16 protein-coding genes are annotated in these 19,017 nt (G+C 59.1%); 13 read left to right on the plus strand and 3 right to left on the minus strand.

Going from position 1 to position 19,017, the window contains the following annotated elements:
- Positions 1-147: 147 nt before the first annotated feature.
- From PspS35_RS15780 to PspS35_RS15830, 11 genes are all read left to right on the plus strand, one after another.
- Positions 148-609 carry a hypothetical protein gene (locus PspS35_RS15780; protein ID WP_159935675.1) on the plus strand — a complete coding sequence of 154 codons (462 nt, stop codon included), beginning with the start codon at positions 148-150 and terminating at the stop codon, positions 607-609.
- A 474-nt stretch (positions 610-1,083) separates the two neighbouring features.
- Complete coding sequence (locus PspS35_RS15785; protein WP_159935676.1) at positions 1,084-5,631, plus strand: DUF6543 domain-containing protein; 4,548 nt, start codon at positions 1,084-1,086, stop codon at positions 5,629-5,631.
- Positions 5,632-5,843: 212 nt separating this feature from the next.
- A complete protein-coding gene (locus PspS35_RS15790) occupies positions 5,844-7,166 on the plus strand; it encodes a sugar ABC transporter substrate-binding protein (RefSeq protein ID WP_159935677.1) in 1,323 nt (440 codons plus the stop codon).
- A 151-nt stretch (positions 7,167-7,317) separates the two neighbouring features.
- Entirely contained in the window at positions 7,318-8,208 is an 891-nt protein-coding gene (locus PspS35_RS15795) for a sugar ABC transporter permease (protein ID WP_159935678.1), read from the plus strand.
- 10 nt (positions 8,209-8,218) lie between these two features.
- A complete protein-coding gene (locus PspS35_RS15800; RefSeq protein WP_017848429.1) occupies positions 8,219-9,049 on the plus strand; it encodes a carbohydrate ABC transporter permease in 831 nt (276 codons plus the stop codon).
- A gap of 23 nt (positions 9,050-9,072) precedes the next feature.
- On the plus strand, positions 9,073-10,176 hold the full coding sequence (ugpC, locus tag PspS35_RS15805; RefSeq protein ID WP_159935679.1) for a sn-glycerol-3-phosphate ABC transporter ATP-binding protein UgpC: 1,104 nt from the start codon (positions 9,073-9,075) through the stop codon (positions 10,174-10,176).
- 18 nt (positions 10,177-10,194) lie between these two features.
- On the plus strand, positions 10,195-11,676 hold the full coding sequence (locus tag PspS35_RS15810) for a mannitol dehydrogenase family protein (protein WP_159935680.1): 1,482 nt from the start codon (positions 10,195-10,197) through the stop codon (positions 11,674-11,676).
- A gap of 64 nt (positions 11,677-11,740) precedes the next feature.
- Positions 11,741-13,222 carry a xylulokinase gene (xylB, locus tag PspS35_RS15815; RefSeq protein WP_159935681.1) on the plus strand — a complete coding sequence of 494 codons (1,482 nt, stop codon included), beginning with the start codon at positions 11,741-11,743 and terminating at the stop codon, positions 13,220-13,222.
- A gap of 12 nt (positions 13,223-13,234) precedes the next feature.
- Positions 13,235-14,173 carry a carbohydrate kinase gene (locus tag PspS35_RS15820; protein WP_159935682.1) on the plus strand — a complete coding sequence of 313 codons (939 nt, stop codon included), beginning with the start codon at positions 13,235-13,237 and terminating at the stop codon, positions 14,171-14,173.
- A 100-nt stretch (positions 14,174-14,273) separates the two neighbouring features.
- Positions 14,274-14,531, plus strand: a complete 258-nt coding sequence (locus PspS35_RS15825; protein WP_159935683.1) for a DUF2790 domain-containing protein — start codon at positions 14,274-14,276, stop codon at positions 14,529-14,531.
- Between the two features lie 78 nt (positions 14,532-14,609).
- On the plus strand, positions 14,610-15,008 hold the full coding sequence (locus tag PspS35_RS15830; protein WP_159935684.1) for a hypothetical protein: 399 nt from the start codon (positions 14,610-14,612) through the stop codon (positions 15,006-15,008).
- Here the strand turns inward: PspS35_RS15830 and PspS35_RS15835 are convergent.
- Entirely contained in the window at positions 15,005-15,274 is a 270-nt protein-coding gene (locus tag PspS35_RS15835; RefSeq protein ID WP_159935685.1) for a DUF1652 domain-containing protein, read from the minus strand. The genes PspS35_RS15830 and PspS35_RS15835 overlap by 4 nt on opposite strands.
- 214 nt (positions 15,275-15,488) lie before the next feature.
- A complete protein-coding gene (ilvA, locus tag PspS35_RS15840) occupies positions 15,489-16,520 on the minus strand; it encodes a threonine ammonia-lyase, biosynthetic (protein WP_159935686.1) in 1,032 nt (343 codons plus the stop codon).
- A gap of 274 nt (positions 16,521-16,794) precedes the next feature.
- Between ilvA and PspS35_RS15845 the strand changes: the two genes are divergently transcribed.
- Positions 16,795-16,995: a ParD-like family protein gene (locus PspS35_RS15845; protein WP_159935687.1), complete on the plus strand. Its 201-nt coding sequence runs from the start codon at positions 16,795-16,797 to the stop codon at positions 16,993-16,995.
- Positions 16,995-17,777 (plus strand): type I methionyl aminopeptidase, encoded by a 783-nt coding sequence (gene map / locus PspS35_RS15850; protein WP_159935688.1) that lies wholly within the window; start codon positions 16,995-16,997, stop codon positions 17,775-17,777. Before PspS35_RS15845 ends, map begins: the two co-directional genes overlap by 1 nt.
- On the opposite strand, the gene sfnG is transcribed toward map, so the two are convergent.
- Positions 17,761-18,846, minus strand: coding sequence for a dimethylsulfone monooxygenase SfnG (gene sfnG, locus PspS35_RS15855; protein WP_159935689.1), 1,086 nt, complete (start codon positions 18,844-18,846; stop codon positions 17,761-17,763). The genes map and sfnG overlap by 17 nt on opposite strands.
- Positions 18,847-19,017 lie beyond the last annotated feature (171 nt).

Here is a 19,017-nt window from a genome sequence, read left to right on the forward strand (position 1 = left end):
CGCCAGAGGCAAATCAGCAGAACTGGCTGAGCATGACCGCCTGTCAGAACTGCCATTTCTAACAGTATCGCAACAGGGTCCGGCTTTATTAAATGAACGTGCACACGATACTTCCACTGCCCCATTAATTGTATCAAGGATAGAAACATGACTAAAAACACTAATCTAATCATCAATGAGCGCGTCGTCTTTGCGGATGAAGGAGAGAAGTTTGGATGGACAGGAGGCGGCTCCATCATTGATGACGACGTTAGCGGCCGAAGATGCTGGCTTGTGCTGAAGGCAAGTAAAGAATACCCGCAAACGCTCCCGCCACACAGCGAAGTGACCGTGATTTTATTTGGTCGCGTCAGGCTATCGGGAAGCAAGCTAAAGTGCACCCACTCCGGAGGCACCTATACGTCACCCAACGATATGCTCAACTCCCAAATGACCTCTTATTGGGTTAGAAATGCTAAAGCAGATGCGCAAGGCAAATTCTGGATACACCTCGAAACCGACAATGGTCAGGCCCTGCGCATTCACCAGATGGAAGTCATGGCGCCAGTGAATCTTGGAGACACCCCCGAGTCGCTAGGGATGACACTACTCAGCGCACTGGAGCCTTGACTCTCAGCACCCACGCGCAGCCCCGTGTGTTCGGGCCTGCGCGTGTGCCTCACGCTGATCTACGCCAAAACCGCGCGCCCTCCTCAGCAATACGACCACACACCCTGCCAACCACCTCGCACCGCCCAACTTAACAAATCGCAACATCAGCAGCAGGAACTTTCGCCCTGCCGCGACCATTTACTTTACTTCACACACTAAACTTATCGCGCATTAGTTTGCGCCCCCTAACAAACATAAAACACTTCGAAACACTGCCGGTAATTTTTCAATATCAAGCATTGTCGGCATTTCCAAATACTTTCATAGCAACACAATAACGACAACTTACTAACGGACCCCTTCATGAGAAACGAGTCTTTACACAATGGTGTACCTTCCTCTACTACTACGCGCCTGCGAGTGCAACTCGAAGACTCCTCTATTTCTGAACTACGGAGTAAGCGTGACGTATCGGTGGTGAGCCTGGAAGCTATGAAGACCGCAACCCGACTGATCAAAGCAGGCGACGCGGCGATGTCATACAAGCACAGCGCCGCAATGATGGAGCGCATCATCGACATTCGCGCCAGTCAAGGAGGCAGCCTGGCAGACAAGACCATCACTGACATCCCACACTTCTCGACGTTCGGCATGGCCTGGGCACGGCTTACCAAGGCCATCATGAGCGAGCCATTTGCAAGCTTTGCCCAGCAGCACAAGATCGACCCCGCCACCTTGCGTTTGAATACGCGAGACGGATGGGCATTTGAATGCATTGCCGACGGTAAACCTGCCACCTTCTCGAAATACGATGAGGGCTTCTGGGAGGCAACTGCTGCGGTCACTGCGGCAGCTCAAGCACTGAGCCCGACACTCAAGCTGGATATTAACTATACCGGCCAAAACAGCGCGCCGGCGGACCTCGTTGGCGACTTCTACGCCGTACGAGCCCATGGAGCAGAAAACGAAATGCTCCATTTGATCGCTGAGCAGAACCAACACCAATCGTTCTACGCGTTGCGCGACCCCTACTCACCACCGCATACGTTCGGCCGACCCGCTAGAGTGATTCGCGAGCAACAACAGGAAACCATTGAAGATTTAGCTACACAAATTGCCACAAAAACCGGCGTTATCTCCCCTTCTCAACGTAACCCGAAGCCATCGGTCGAAGAAGCCGACCTGCAAATGGCCAGGCTGTACAGCTCAGCCTTGCTCAGCCTGAGGCCGGAAATGTCGCGTTTCGGCAGCCACCCACGCACAACCTTTTCAGTGTCTGAGATACCTGAACACTCGACCCTCGGACAAACCCTGCGCAGGTCGGCGACACCACCCGGTAAAAACCCGCAACTGAGCCTCTCGTGGATCGGTAAGTTTTACGGCGAACCGAACAGTGACGGCACGTTGGCAGGCTTACTCAAACAAACCTCCACGCTCAATCAAAAAGGCTTTCACGCATTGAGCAAAGACAACCCACCCACCGACAAACGTTCCCAAGCGGTGCGCAAACAGCAATTCAGCGTAATTAAACGGCTCGATACTCCAGACACGAAGCCTGGCGCACCTGCATCACCCACTGCCCCCGCCTTACCGGACATCAACCCGTTGGCCACTCTGGCGCGTAGCCAGTTTGCCGCTGAACCCAGCCTGTACACGGTAGTTGCCCGCCTGCTCAGCGATAAAATCAAGGCGATCTCCCCGGCATTGGACATTGACGTCAACCAGATCGCCATTGCATCACCTATCCCGGGCAAGCCCGGGCAGCTTAAACAAACCCAATTGATAGAATTGGCCATAGATTACCTGGCTGGCGGCAAAGCCCCGGATTTCAGCAGCGACGATAAAGCGTTCGATACCCGCCCTGATTTATTGGCACACACCGGTAACAGCCCCGGTGTAGCGCTGGAGCTCAATTTGCCCACACTCAGTGCAGCCATCCGTGCACTGCCAAGCCAACTGAACGCGGCCATCGACGCTGACTCGCGCCTCTACTGGAACAAACCGGCATTCAGCAGTCCCGCAGAGGAAGGTAGTGTCTTCCCAGGTAATCATCGTGCGTTGGTCAGCAGTATTTTGCGCAGTAACCTGCAGGAATCAAGCCTGAAACAACCCGGGTTAGATGATGAACAGCGTGAAGTCTTGAACACGATCGTAATGTATCCGAACAACTCGACACTATCCACCAACCTTAGCCCACCAACTTTTGACATCAGCATCTATACCATCTCCAACTCCAAGGCAGACATGCTGGTTCATCGCTACCTGCCGTCACAGAAGCGCCACATACTCTTGCTGATGCAGCCCAATGGGAACATCACCCCCTACAACTCTTGGGATGACATCCCGAAAGAAAAACGTGGCTTGAATCGATTGACCGGCAATGTGTTCGACACCCAGGCCGGCATGCTTATCGAACAGCATCAAGGCAGCAGCTTGTTCAACGTCGCACCACGGATGGACACTAACAGCCCGGAACAAGCCAATACCAAGCTACCCGACTGGATGAGTAACGCCGACCAAGCGCAACGGTTTGTGCTGCATGAACTCAGCCTATTGCTGGCTACCTTCATACGACTTAACAAGGGCAATACGTACAACGACGATATCCCCGACATACGCTCGTATACCCAAGCGCAATTCGACCAGCTACCTATCGCCCAAAAGCGCACGCCTTACTCCGCCAAAGACCTGGAGGTGGTCTTCAAGGTGCCCTACGGCACACTGAGTTCAGGCTTTATCGATCGCCAGACCATGAGCCTGACCGACATGTTCCTCAAGAACCTGTCGGGAATGCCTAATGGCGAGATAGAGGTCTTTTTCAAAACGGGACTCAAGAATAACGGAAATGAATTTAAAGTCAGGGTGCCCGCACTGGAGGAACGGGGCGTACTCAAGAAGCTGGTCCAAGACCTTGATATCGGCCAAACCTACCCCGCCTTACTCAAGAACAAACTGCTCGACGACCCGGATAAATCCGCGCAACGCCGTGTGCTTTTCACGCAGCAAGTCCCCTTAGAAATACAGATGAAAGCCCTGGAACTGTGCATCAAGAAAGAATCCGGTTTCAACGCCACCGGGTTCCGATACGTCCAGAAAGTACTTGAGCCAGTGCCTGGCCCGAAGATCGTCGACGCCAAAGAAATCGTCATCCGACCACTGGCCTTCGATAACAAGGCCAATGGGAAAGTCGACGTGGTCGAAGGCGCCTACCTGATCGAACCGAAGGACAGCACCACAGGCCCACACATTCTGTATCGTCCGTTGATGGCCGATGCCCCGCTGATGCAGTTTCCTACTCGCCAGGCCTTGCTGGAAGCCATACAGAGCAAAGGCAAGCTGCAAAACGACACCCTTGCCTGGCTGCCTGACGATACCACGCGAAAACTGTATAGCGGCAACGGCTTCAAGCACCCCAACCTGGTGATATTCGGCTTCAATTTAGGGTCTGTTGCCCTCAACAAAACCATCCCACTGGCAGTGGACACTCGCCTGCAGCAAACACTGCAAGAAGGGAAATTGATGGAACATCTGTACGAGGCCAATGCACAGAACCTGATAACCCTGGCCCATCAACAATCGACGTCTGATGCAGAAAGCCGTTGGGCGACCTTCAAGGAAGGTGGGTTTCTACTGCTCAATACGTTGTTACCTGTACTACGCGGCCCCGGCGCCCTGCTCAACCAAGTGCTGACCGCCACAGGCATCCTTAAGGACCTAGAGGTACTGAGCGGCGATAACATGCGGGCTAAAGAGGCGGCCCTGGCAGATATGTTTCTTAACTTGTCGACGTTATTGGTCAATTTCAAGCCACACCTCTCCAATGAGCCGCCCACCAGCACATCACCCAATGCAGCAAAAACGTCAGTAAGCGCAGCCCGTGGCGGCGCCCTGTTGATTGACGATGCAGTACGCCCCCCCGCACCGCCGAAAAACCGGATTGTCTTGGGAGGTCGGGCGGATGTAAAACCGCTCGCCGGCGATATTCAAGTATTTGTGGACGAGTACAACGGCAGCAAACGTCTCAACATCATGGGCCACGGGGAAAAGCCCACGCAGGAGCATGCAGGCCACATCCTTGGAGAGGGTGACAAGCACTACACTGCTGCAGACATTGACCAGGAACTGTTGGCACGCGGCATAGACATTCGAAGCTACACCGATGTGCGGCTCTTGAGTTGCTACTCCAGCAACGGAGGCCAGCAGTCCCTGGCGTCCACGCTCAGCAAGCTCACTGGGGTGCGCGTTAAGGGATTTGAGCAGGAGATCATCGCAAGCTATGCAGGCTTTGACGATAAAGATCCATCCACGATCTATGGCGATGCGTTGACACGTTACCGCGAGCAATATCCAAGCCTCAGCGACAGTGATATCCATATTTTGGCCGAAGAGGAACTGAACGACACGCTGGCCGGACGCAACATAAAATTCAACGTCGACAAAGACACGGGTACCGAGGTTGAAATCAATATAGGCAGCGATGAAGAGCCCGTGATGTATAGGACCATTGTCGATTACCAACCCCGCACCTTTGGAGCACCGAAGACCAAAGCCGTGCCAGACCCCATTGACGTGCTGATGGGATACTCCCATAGCGTTGAAGATGCACACTCGGTGTTGTCGACTCGCAGCCTGACCGACTGCTCTGCGCTTGCGGTGCTTACCGACCTGAAGGATGGCGTTTATCAAAAACGCACATTGATGCACCTGACCGGAAGCAATCTTGATGCCGGCTTACTGAATGAAGATGCCTATGAGGTACTTGATGAGCTGGATAAGTCATTGGCGAAGGGAGGCAAGGTCATATTTGTAGGCGGCACCGAATCCCAATCGCCGGTAGGCATGGGGTTTGTGTTGGGTCAAGAGTCCCAAGGTAAGAAGCCACTATTGGACCTTCTGAACAAACCCGGCGTGGAAACCACAATCGCCAGTTCAGTGGGCGTGAGTGTCAATCCCGATGGCACTTTCAAGTTGATAGAGGGCACTGGCAAGGGCGTCTTTACTCAGCCCATGATTGACAACGTACTACGCAACGCAGAATAACCCGCGCACTCACCTTGTCTGCAGCAGCCTACACAAGCGGCGGCTGCAGGCAACGCAGTGCAAAAAAGTATCAGTCCGAGTGCTCCCAAGGATTTGTCACAACCCCATTTGAAGGCTGTAATCAACGCACACTCTTCCTGACTCCCCGTAGGAAGACACAACAACAATAACTGTCCTTCTGTAGCCCCCTGGGCGCGGAAATGGAGTGCGCGATGAAGTTCACAGCAAAAACTCTGCTTGTCTCTACCTGCATGACTACCTGCATGACCCTCAGCGCCGTCAGCTTTGGCGCGCAGACCCTGACCATTGCCACCGTCAACAACAGCGACATGATCCGCATGCAAAAGCTCTCGAAAACCTTCGAGGCCGAGCACCCGCAGATCAAGCTGAACTGGGTGGTGCTCGAAGAAAACGTACTGCGCCAGCGCCTGACCACTGACATCGCCACCCAGGGCGGGCAGTTCGATGTGTTGACCATCGGCATGTACGAAGCCGCACTCTGGGGCGCCAAGGGCTGGCTGGAACCTATGACGGACTTGCCGGCGTCCTACGACCTCGACGACGTATTCCCTTCGGTGCGTGACGGTTTGTCGGTCAAGGGTTCGCTGTACGCCCTGCCGTTCTACGCCGAAAGTTCGATCACTTATTACCGCACCGACCTGTTCAAGGACGCCGGGCTGACCATGCCCGAGCACCCGACCTGGACCCAGATCGGCGAATACGCGGCCAAACTCACCGACAAGACCAAAGAACAATACGGCCTGTGCCTGCGCGGCAAAGCCGGTTGGGGTGAGAACATGGCGCTGATCACCACCCTGGCCAACGGCTACGGTGCGCGGTGGTTCGATGAAAAGTGGCAACCGCAATTCAACGGCCCCGAGTGGAAGGACGCACTGAACTTCTATGTCGACAACATGAAGAAATCCGGCCCGCCGGGTGCGTCCAGCAACGGTTTCAACGAAAACCTGGCGCTGTTCAACAGCGGCAAGTGCGCAATCTGGGTCGACGCCAGCGTCGCTGGCTCGTTCGTGACCGACAAGACCCAGAGCAAAGTCGCTGACCATGTCGGCTTCACCTTTGCCCCCCACGAAAAAACCGACAAGGGCACTTCGTGGCTGTACTCCTGGTCCCTGGCGATCCCGACCAGCTCCAAGGCCAAGGACGCCGCCAAGGTGTTCACCAGTTGGGCAACGTCCAAGGAATATGGCGCGCTGGTCGCCAAGACCGACGGCGTGGCCAACGTACCGCCAGGCACGCGCAAGTCGACCTACAGCGACGAATACATGAAAGCCGCGCCATTCGCCAAGGTGACCCTGGAATCCCTGAAAGTCGCCGACCCAACCAAACCGACGCTCAAGCCGGTGCCGTACATCGGTATCCAACTGGTGACCATTCCTGAATTCCAGGCGATTGGGACCCAGGTCGGCAAGTTCTTCTCCGGTGCGTTGACCGGCCAGCAAACGGTTGATGCGGCGTTGACTGCGGCGCAGACCACCACCGAGCGTGAAATGAAGCGGGCGGGTTACCCGAAATAATCCGGGCCCACCACAGTCAAATGTGGGAGGGGGCTTGCTCCCGATGAGGGAGTGTCAGTTGATGCATCTGTGACTGGCCCACTGCTATCGGGAACAAGCACCCTCCCCCATTGACCGCGCTCCGATTCGTATCTGACTGGTCTAGATCCCCATGAATACACCACGCAAAAACCGCCTGGCCAACCCCGGCTGGTTCCTCGTCACGCCCTCGGTCGCCATGCTGCTGCTGTGGATGATCGTGCCGTTGGGCATGACCCTGTACTTTTCACTGATCCGCTACAACCTGCTCTACCCCGGCGAGAATCAATTCGTGGGGTTGGAGAACTTCACCTACTTCATCACCGACTCAGGGTTCCTGCCCGGTGCCACCAATACGTTGTTACTGGTGGGCAGCGTGCTGCTGATCAGCGTGGTGTTCGGTGTGTTGATCAGTGCCCTGCTGGAGGCCAGTGAGTTCCTAGGGCGCGGCATCGTCCGGGTGCTGTTGATTTCGCCGTTCTTCATCATGCCCACCGTCGGTGCGCTGATCTGGAAGAACCTGATTTTCCACCCGGTATCCGGCGTGCTGGCCGCCGTGTGGAAGCTGTTCGGCGCCGAGCCGGTGGACTGGCTGGCGCACTACCCGTTGCTGTCGATCATCATCATTGTGTCGTGGCAATGGCTGCCGTTCGCGATTTTGCTGCTGATGACCGCCATGCAGTCCCTCGACCAGGAACAAAAGGAAGCCGCGCGCCTGGACGGTGCCGGCGCCATCGCGATCTTCTGGCACCTGACCCTGCCCCACCTGGCGCGTCCGATTGCCGTGGTGGTGATGATCGAAACGATCTTTTTGCTCTCGGTGTTCGCCGAAATCTTCACCACCACCAACGGCGGCCCCGGCTACGCCTCGACCAACCTCGCCTACCTGATCTACAACCAGGCGCTGGTGCAGTTCGACGTGGGCATGGCCTCGGCCGGCGGCTTGATTGCCGTGGTCATCGCCAATATCGCGGCGATCATCCTGGTGCGGATGATCGGCAAAAACCTGACTGACAAGCCTTGAGGGCCGCGCCATGACGCTTCAACAATCTCGCCGCCTGCAAAGCCTGTTGCTCGGCACGTTGGCCTGGGCCATCGCGATCCTGATCTTCTTCCCGATCTTCTGGATGGTGCTGACCAGCTTCAAGACCGAAATCGATGCGTTCGCCACACCGCCGCAGTTTATCTTCACGCCGACGCTGGAGAACTACCTGCACATCAACGAGCGCAGCAATTACTTCAGCTACGCGTGGAACTCGGTGCTGATTTCCTTCAGCGCCACCGCCCTGTGCCTGCTGATCTCGGTGCCGGCCGCCTACTCGATGGCGTTCTACGAAACCCAGCGCACCAAGGGCACGCTGCTGTGGATGCTCTCGACCAAGATGCTGCCGCCGGTGGGCGTGCTGATGCCAATCTACCTGCTGGCCAAGAGCTTTGGCCTGTTGGATACGCGTATTGCGCTGATCATCATCTACACCCTGATCAACCTGCCGATCGTGGTATGGATGGTCTACACCTACTTCAAAGACATCCCCAAGGACATCCTCGAAGCCGCCCGCCTGGACGGCGCCACCCTGTGGCAGGAAATGGTCCGGGTGCTGCTGCCGATCGCCAAGGGCGGCCTGGCCTCCACCGTGCTGCTGTCGCTGATCCTGTGCTGGAACGAGGCGTTCTGGTCGCTGAACCTGACCTCGTCGAATGCCGCACCGCTGACCGCGTTGATCGCCTCCTACTCCAGCCCCGAAGGCTTGTTCTGGGCCAAATTGTCGGCCGTCTCGACCCTCGCGTGTGCGCCGATCCTGATCTTTGGCTGGATTAGCCAGAAACAGCTGGTGCGCGGCTTGTCCTTCGGCGCTGTTAAATAATAATTTCTAGTGGAGGGCCCATCATGGCCAACCTGAAAATCAAGAATCTGCAAAAAGGCTTCGAAGGTTTCTCGATCATCAAAGGCATCGACCTGGAAGTGAACGACAAGGAATTCGTGGTTTTCGTCGGCCCCTCGGGCTGCGGTAAATCCACCCTGCTGCGTCTGATCGCCGGCCTCGAAGAGGTGAGCGAAGGCACCATCGAACTCGATGGCCGCGACATCACCGAAGTGACCCCGGCCAAGCGCGACCTGGCGATGGTGTTCCAGACCTACGCGCTGTACCCGCACATGAGCGTGCGCAAGAACATGTCGTTTGCCCTGGACCTGGCCGGCGTCGACAAGAAACTGGTGGAAAGCAAGGTCAACGAGGCGGCGCGCATTCTGGAGTTGGGCCCGTTGCTCGAGCGCAAGCCCAAGCAGCTCTCCGGCGGCCAGCGCCAGCGCGTGGCGATTGGCCGGGCGATTGTGCGCAACCCGAAGATCTTCCTGTTCGACGAACCGCTGTCCAACCTCGACGCCGCCCTGCGCGTGCAGATGCGCCTGGAGCTGGCGCGCCTGCACAAAGAACTGCAGGCAACCATGATCTACGTGACCCACGACCAGGTCGAAGCCATGACCCTGGCCGATAAAGTCGTGGTGCTCAACAGCGGCCGCATCGAGCAGGTCGGTTCACCGCTGGAGCTGTATCACCAGCCGGCCAACCTGTTCGTGGCGGGCTTTTTGGGCACGCCGAAGATGGGCTTCCTCAAGGGCAAGGTCACACGGGTGGAGTCGCAAAGCTGCGACGTGCAACTGGACGCTGGCACCCTGATCAGCCTGCCGCTCAGCGGTCCGACCTTGAGCGTGGGCAGCGCCGTGACCCTGGGCATTCGCCCCGAGCACCTGGAAATCGCCACGCCTGGGCAAACGACCCTGACCGTCACCGCCGACGTCGGCGAGCGCCTGGGCAGCGATACGTTCTGCCACGTCAACACCGCCAACGGCGAACCGCTGACCCTGCGCATCCGTGGCGATATGGCCAGCCAGTACGGCGAAACGCTGCACCTGCACCTGGACCCGGCGCACTGCCATCTGTTCGACACCGACGGCGTGGCCGTGGCCCGACCACTGCGCGCTGCCGCCTGATTTCGCGAGTATTACCTGATGAAATTGAATAAACAGAACCTCACGCAACTGGCTGAGCCGGTGAAAATCCCCGCCTACGCCATCGCCGACACCCGCCAGGGCATCGCCCATATCGGCGTCGGCGGTTTCCATCGTGCGCACCAGGCTTACTACACCGATGCGTTGATGAACACGGGCGAAGGCCTGGACTGGAGCATCTGCGGCGTCGGCCTGCGGGCCGAGGATCGCAAGGCCCGCGACGACCTGGCCGGCCAGGATTACCTGTTCACCCTGTACGAGCTGGGCGACACCGACGACACCGAAGTGCGCGTCATCGGCGCCATCAGCGACATGCTGCTGGCCCAAGACGGCGCCCAGGCGCTGGTCGACAAACTGGCCAGCCCGGCGATCCGCATCGTCTCGCTGACCATCACCGAAGGCGGCTACTGCATCGATGACAGCAACGGCGAGTTCATGGCCCACCTGCCGCAGATCCAGCATGACCTGGCGCACCCGAGCGCACCGAAAACCGTGTTCGGCTTTATCTGCGCTGCCCTCACCCAACGTCGCGCCGCTGGCATCCCGGCCTTTACCGTGATGTCTTGCGATAACCTGCCGCACAACGGCGCCGTCACGCGTAAAGCCCTGCTGGCCTTCGCCGCCCTGCACAACGCCGAGCTGCGCGACTGGATCGAGGCCAACGTGAGTTTCCCGAACGCTATGGTCGACCGCATCACGCCGATGACCAGCACCGCCCACCGCCTGCAACTGCACGATGAACACGGCATCGACGACGCTTGGCCGGTGGTGTGCGAACCCTTTGTGCAGTGGGTGCTGGAAGACAAATTCGTCAACGGCCGCCCGGCCTGGGAAAAGGTCGGCGTGCAGTTCACCAATGACGTGACGCCGTATGAAGAGATGAAGATCGGCCTGCTCAACGGCAGCCACCTGGCCCTGACGTACCTGGGTTTTCTCAAGGGTTATCGGTTTGTGCACGAGACCATGAACGACCCGGTGTTTGTGGCCTATATGCGTGCCTACATGGACCTGGACGTCACGCCGAACCTGGCACCGGTGCCGGGAATTGACCTGACCGAGTACAAACAGACCTTGGTCGACCGTTTTTCCAACCAGGCAATTGCCGACCAGTTGGAGCGCGTGTGTTCGGATGGCTCGTCGAAGTTTCCCAAGTTCACGGTGCCAACGATCAATCGCCTGATTGCGCACGGCCGCGAGACTGAACGGGCTGCACTGGTGGTCGCCGCGTGGGCGTTGTATCTCAAGGGAGTCGATGAGAATGGCGTGAGCTACGCCATTCCTGACCCGCGCGCGCAGTTCTGCCAAGAGCTGGTCAGCGATGACCGCTTGATCAGCAAGCGCTTGCTGGGCGTTGAAGAGATTTTCGGCACGGCTATTCCCAACTCGCCTGAGTTTGTGGCAGCGTTCGAGCGGTGTTATGTGAGCTTGCGTGACAACGGCGTCACTGAAACGCTGAAGCTGTTACTGAAGAAACCGGCCTAAAAATGTGGGAGGGGGCAAGCCCCCTCCCACATTTACCCCCAACAATAATGCTGAGCAAATCATCATGACCCAGCAAAACCTGTTCCTCGGCATCGACTGCGGCACCCAAGGCACCAAGGCCATCGTCCTCGACGCGTCCAGTGGCAAGGTGCTGGGCCTGGGCGCCGCCGCTCACACGTTGCTCAGCGGTGCCAACGGTCGCCGCGAGCAGCACACCCAGGAATGGCTGGACGCCTTTACCGAAGCCACCCACCGCGCCCTGCAACAGGCCGGCGTGGACGGCCAGGACATCCTCGGCATCGGCGTTTCCGGCCAGCAGCACGGCCTGGTCTTGCTCGATGACAGAGGCCAGGTATTGCGCCCGGCCAAGCTCTGGTGCGACACCGAAACTGCCCCGGAAAACGACCGGCTGTCGCAGCACCTGGGCGGCGAAAGCGGCTCGCTGGAGCGCCTGGGCGTGGCCATCGCGCCGGGCTACACCGTGTCCAAGCTGCTCTGGACCCGCGAACAGCACCCGGACATCTTCAAGCAAATCGCCCATGTGCTGCTGCCCCACGACTACCTCAACTACTGGCTGACCGGCCGCGCCGTCGCCGAATACGGCGACGCCTCCGGCACCGGCTATTTCAACGTGCGCCGCCGTGAATGGGACGTGGCGTTGCTCCAGCACATCGACCCCAGCGGTCGCCTGGAAAAAGCTTTGCCGCAACTGATCGAAGCCGACCAAGCGGTGGGCACCATCCTGCCGGCCATCGCCGAACGCCTGGGCATCAACCCCAATGCCATCGTCGCCAGCGGCGGCGGCGACAACATGATGGGCGCCATCGGCACCGGAAATATCGCCCCTGGCGTGATCACCATGAGCCTGGGCTCATCGGGTACCGTCTACGCGTTTTCGGACCAGCCCAACGTCAGCCCGCAAGCCTCGGTGGCGACGTTCTGTTCCTCCAGCGGCGGCTGGCTGCCGTTGATCTGCACCATGAACCTGACCAACGCCACCGGGGTGGTCCGCGAGTTGTTCGAGCTGGACCTGAACGCCTTCAACGCCCTTGTCGAGCAGGCCCCGATTGGCGCCGACGGGGTGAGCATGCTGCCGTTCCTGAACGGCGAACGCGTGCCTGCCCTGCCCCACGCCACCGGCAGCGTGCACGGCTTGACCATGACCAACCTGACCCGCGCCAACCTATGCCGCGCCGTGGTCGAAGGCACCACCTTCGGCCTGCGTTACGGCCTGGACCTGCTGCGCCAGACCGGCCTGCAGAGCCAGAGTATCCGGCTGATCGGTGGCGGCTCGAAAAGCCCGGTGTGGCGGCAGATGGTCGCCGACATCATGAACACCGAAGTGATCTGCACCGAACAAAGCGAAGCCGCTGCCCTGGGCGCGGCGATCCAGGCGGCGTGGAGCCAGTCCGGCGAGTCCCTGGCCAGCCTGTGCGACAAATGCGTCAGCGTCGACCCGGCCAGCCGTACCCTGCCGGTGGCGGCCAGTGTCAGCGCCTATCAACAGGCGTACGAACGTTATCAACAGCTAGCGGCAACCCTTTAAGAGCGAACGACTATGTATCTGGTGTGTGGTGAAGCGCTGTTCGATTTTTTCAGCGAGGAAGATGCCAGCGGGCTGGCGTCCAAGGTCAACTACCAGTCGATTGCCGGCGGTTCGCCGTTCAACGTCGCGGTGGGCTTGCGCCGCTTGGGTATCGAGGCCGGGCTGTTCGGCGGGGTGTCCACCGACTTCCTCGGCCGTCGCTTGGTGCAAGTGCTTCAGGATGAAGGCGTGAGCCAGCAGTTTTTGCTGGAATTCGCCGCGCCGACCACCCTGGCGATGGTTGCCGTGGGTGCCAACGGCTCGCCGCAATACAGCTTTCGTGGCGAAGGCTGCGCCGACCGGCAACTGCAAGTCGCGCACCTGCCGGTGCTGGGCGATGACGTGCGTGGGCTGCATATCGGCTCGTTCTCGCTGGTGGTGCAGCCGATTGGCGACACGCTGCTGGCCCTGGTCCAGCGCGAAAGCGGCCGGCGCCTGATCAGCCTCGACCCCAATGTACGCCTGAACCCGCAGCCGGATATCCAGGTGTGGCGCGACCGTATCGCCGAACTGGTCAAACATGCCGACCTGATCAAGGTCAGCGATGAAGACCTGCACCTGCTCTACCCCGACCAAGCCCCCGAAAGCGTGCTGCAAGGCTGGCTGCAGCACCGTTGCCAACTGGTGTTCCTGACCCGTGGCGGCGACGGCGCCAGTGTCTTCAGCCGCCAGCATGGCACCTGGTCGCAACCGGCGATCAACATCGTGATGGCTGACACAGTAGGCGCCGGCGATACCTTCCAGGCCGCGTTGATTGCCTGGTTGACCGAGCACCAACTGGATTCGGTCGACGGCCTGCAACGCCTTAGCCGTGCGCAGATCGACGCCATGCTCGGCTTCGCGATTCGCGCTGCGGCCTTGACCTGCACCAAGACCGGCCCCGACCTGCCCTATCGCCAGCAACTGGGCTGAACGCCCGGTTTCATGAAGGTTTTGTCAGCCAGGGGCTGATTAATCGACGGTTAATCGCGCAAGCCGACAGTCAAGTCGAACCCACTTGCGGAGTACCCTCATGAACATTCGTACGTTAGTGTTTGGCGGCGCGCTGGCCCTGGCAGCCGCCTCGGGCCTGGCCCACGCCGACGGCCAGAAACCGGTGCCGTACCAGTACGGCATGCCGTTGAACATCAAGCATGTGATCGCCATGAACGAAGCGCCGACCGATGACTGCAAGGTCATCGACGCCGATATCAAGTTCGTGGACAAGGCCGGCAAGGTCGAAGATGTGGGCTATCGCAAGCTGTCGGATGCATGCAGCTTGCAGAATTGAGCCTTGCGACGCTATGCAGCAAGCCCGCGTAAATAAGCGTATTGTCGCGGGCTTGCCTTAAGGTCGAAAGGAATCGCCATGCCGTTGAGTTTCCGCACCCTCGCCACCTTCACCGCGCTGCTGTGCCTGGCCCTCGCACTGATCTGGGGATTACGCCCCGAACTGCTGCTGGATATGTGGGGGGTCGTCTATACCGATGCTGCAGGCCTGGTCGCCCGCCGCAACGCCGCGCTCTTCCTGGCCATCAGCATCATGTTCTACCGGGCCCGCCATGCCCCGCCGTCGCCGACACGTAGCGCCATCACCAGTGGCTTTGCCATCGGCTGCGCGTTGATGGCCCTGCTGGGGCTCGGTGAGTGGGCCAGTGGCAATACCGGGCCAGGGATCCTCTTGGCCGTGGCCACGGAGACCGTACTGAGCCTGGCGTTTATCCAGGCCCATAGGTCTTCGGTGACTCAGCCTCAGCCGTCTGCCTAGTAAAAGGCTCGTCCTCCCGCGCGTTGCTGGGCGGGGGCATGGCTGTGTTTAAGGTCTTCACGCAACCCCGTGATCAGGTTGCAAATCGCTCGACTGCTGTCGAGTTTCACCGCGTTGATGCCTTTGACTTCCAGGTCCACCCGGTCACGATCATGTTCGTCATAGACCTTGATCGTCAGCGAGGCATCTTCGGCTTTGGTGCATTCGCACCGTTGGGGCAGGAAACTTCCTTCAATAATGCTGCGTAGCTCTAGTTCCGAAAGCATGGTCAACCTCTCCTTTTTTGAGACTGCCAACAGATTTTTTATGGGTCATGCAGGCGATTTCCAGCCGTGGAAGACGCCTTCAAACATCAAGCGTACTCGGCAAAATCCGCTTGTGTTGTAACCTTTCTTCATAAAAACCGTACAACTTTATATAACTTAAACAGCTCAGCGGCGTGCGCGTTTATATCATCGCCGAACAGCCTCGATTAAACGTTTAACCCTGCACTTCATGTGCGTATGCAGTTACTCGTTCCGCAACATGTCGCAAACTATCGAAGTTGATATTCGCCCCTGAATTAACCGCCACCAACGTCTGCCCCTGCACACCACGCTCGGCCACGTACTTGCGAATGCCCGCCACCGCCAACGCGCCGGACGGTTCCGTGATGGAGCGGGTATCGTCGTAGATCAGCTTGATGGCGCTGCACAGTTCATCGTTGCTCACGGTGATGACCTCATCTACCCAGTCGCGGCAGATGTCAAAACCATGGGCGCCGACCTGCGCGACCGCCGTGCCATCGGCAAAGCCGTCGACGCTGGGCAACACCACCCGCTCACCGGCGCGCAGTGCAGCCAGCAGGCAACTGGAACCTGCAGGCTCCACACCGATGATGCGCACCTCGGGCCGCAGGTATTTGACATAGGCCGCAATGCCGGCGATCAGGCCGCCGCCGCCCACCGGCACGAAGATCGCGTCCAGTGGGCCCTGTTGCTGGCGCAGGATTTCCATGGCCACGGTGCCCTGCCCGGCGATCACGTCCGGATCATCGAAGGGTGAAACGAAGGTGCAGCCGGACGTCTCGGCCAGTAGCAACGCGTGGGCCAGAGCAAACGGGAAACTCTCGCCGTGCAACACCGCTTCGGCGCCTCGGGAACGCACGCCCAGCACCTTCAACTGCGGCGTACTGCACGGCATGACAATACGCGCCTTGATGCCCAACTCCCGCGCCGCCAGCGCCACGCCTTGGGCGTGATTACCCGCCGAGGCTGTCACCACGCCACGTGCTTTCTGCGCATCGGTGAGCTGCACCAACTTGTTGTAGGCACCACGAATTTTGAAGGAAAAGGTCGGTTGCAAGTCTTCGCGCTTGAGCAGCACGCAGTTGCCGAGCAAGGTCGACAGCGCCGGCGCCGCTTGCAACGGCGTGCACACCGCCAGGTCATAGACCGGCGCGGCGAGGATCTTTTTCACGTACCGCGCAAGCAGTTCCGTGTCGCGGGGGTGGCGGGCGGTGCAGCTGCTCATCGGTGTCTCCTGGCTTTTTTGTTGATGGCCCTGGAGACGGAAAAACAAAACCCGCCTCTAGGGCGGGTTTGGGTGCAGCCGAGCGCTATCCCGCCAAATGAGGAATGGCGGTAATAATGCTTGGCTGGCGACGAAAGGTTTGAAATCTCATGTCACGAAATTAACCGGCGCCTACCGGGCAAGTCAATGGCCAAGCGCCATTTAGCCACAGGGGGTTTACGTGCGATATACGAAACATATACGATTTGTATATCAACCTGACACAGTGAACCCCATGGGCATCGTCAAGATCACCGACCAACTGCACGAACAACTGCGCCTGGCCAGCGCCGCGATGGACCGTTCCATCAACGCCCAGGCCGAGTTCTGGATCAAGATCGGCCTGCTCGCCGAACTCAATCCGAACCTGCCCTACAACGATCTGATCAACAAACTGTTGCTGGATAAACCCGACCTGATCCGGGGGCGCACCTGATGATCAAGACCGCCGCCCAACTGGCTGTGATGCGCGAATCCGGACGCCTGCTGGCCCAGGTATTCAGCCTGCTCGACGGCTTTGTCGCCGCCGGCCGCTCCACCCTGGAACTGGACGCCGCCGTCGAGGCCTTCATCCGCAACGACCTCAAAGCCCGCCCGGCCAGCCTTGGACAATACGACTACCCGTTCTCGATCAACACTTCGATCAACGAGGTGGTGTGCCACGGCATGCCCAGCGCCAAAGACATTCTCAAGGATGGCGACATCGTCAACATCGACATCACCCTGGAAAAAGGCGGCTACATCGCCGACGCCAGCAAGATGTACATGATCGGCACCGTCGCGCCCAAGGCCCGGCGCCTGGTGGAGATGACCTTCGAAGCGATGTGGGCCGGCATTCGCCAGGTCAAGCCTGGCGCGCGCCTGGGTGATATTGGCCACGCAATCCAAAGCCACGCCCAGGCCAACGGCTACAGCGTGGTGCGTGAATACTGCGGCCACGGCATCGGCAAGCAGATGCACGAAGAACCGCAGATCCTGCACTTCGGCCGCCCTGGCACCGGCCTGGAGTTGCGCGAAGGCATGGTGTTTACCATCGAGCCGATGCTCAACCAGGGCGGCGCCAAGGTGCGCAGCCTCAAGGATGGCTGGACCGTGGTGACCAAGGACAACAGCCTCTCGGCGCAGTGGGAACACACCGTGGCGGTGACGGCGGACGGGTTTGAGGTGTTGACCTTGCAGACCAACACCTGCCCCCCCGGAGTCAAGCCACCTGCTTGACCTGAGCCTTGGCTTCCAACTCACGCACCAACGGCAACACGCGCTTGCCGAAATACTCCACCTCTTCCTGGAAGTGCAGGAAACCGGCCAGCACCAGATCCACACCCACCGCCTTGAGTGCAACGATGCGCTCGGCGATCTGCTGCGGGGTGCCGATCAGGTTGGTCTTGAAGCCATCGTTGTACTGCACCAGGTCTTCAAAACTCGACTTGGCCCAGTTGCCCTCGCCTTCCGGTGAAGCCTTGCCGGCCTGCTTGGCCGCATCGCCAAACGCGTTGACCGCTTCCGGGTCGGCCTTGTCGATGATCTCGGCCAGCACGGCGCGGGCTTCTTCTTCGGTGTCGCGGGCGATTACAAACGCGTTGACGCCGACTTTGACCGAATGGTTGTTCGCCGCCGCCTTGGCACGAATGTCGTCGACCTGGGCCTTGATACCTTCGGGGGTGTTGCCGTTGGTGAAGTACCAGTCGGAAACCCGCGCCGCCATGTCCCGCGCTGCCCGCGAGCTGCCGCCCTGGAACACTTCCGGCTGGCCCAGTGGCTTGGGCTTGAGGGTGTAGTTGTTGAAGCGGTAGAAATCGCCCTTGAAGGTGAAATCGTCCTGGGTCCAGATGCCTTTGAGGGCGCGGATGAACTCTTCGGAGCGACGATAACGCTCGTCGTGCTCCAGCCAATGTTCGCCGATCGCCTGGAATTCGCCCTTGAACCAGCCACTGACGATGTTCACCGCGATGCGCCCGTTGGTGAGTTGGTCGATGGTCGCCAGTTGCTTGGCCGCCAGCGCCGGCTGCCACGGGCCGGGAAGGATTGCGGCGATGACCTTGAGCGTCGTTGTTGCCGCCAGCAGCGCATGGCTGAACGCCACGGACTCGTGCTGGTTCTCGGCACCGTAGCCGGCGGTAAAGCGGATCTGGGTCAGGCCATATTCAAAGCCGGCGGCTTCGGCCAGTTGTGCCAGTTTGCGGTTGTAGTCGATGCCCCAGTCAGTGCGTTGCTCGATCTTGCTGACCACCAGCCCACCGCTGACGTTGGGCACCCAATAGGCAAATTTCACGGCTTGCTGACTCATCAAACGGTACCTCATGCAAAAGGGATGTACCTGTGCCTTGAGCAGCAAGCGTGCCAGCACAGGGCAAACGCCCACGCGGTAAGCGTTGCGCTCGAAAAGCCGGCCCGATGGGCGTGCAGGCAAATGTCAGGGATTGCGCCGGTTTGTCGGAATGCTGTTGCTGGCGCAACA

This window comes from Pseudomonas sp. S35 (assembly GCF_009866765.1).
GTDB lineage: Bacteria > Pseudomonadota > Gammaproteobacteria > Pseudomonadales > Pseudomonadaceae > Aquipseudomonas.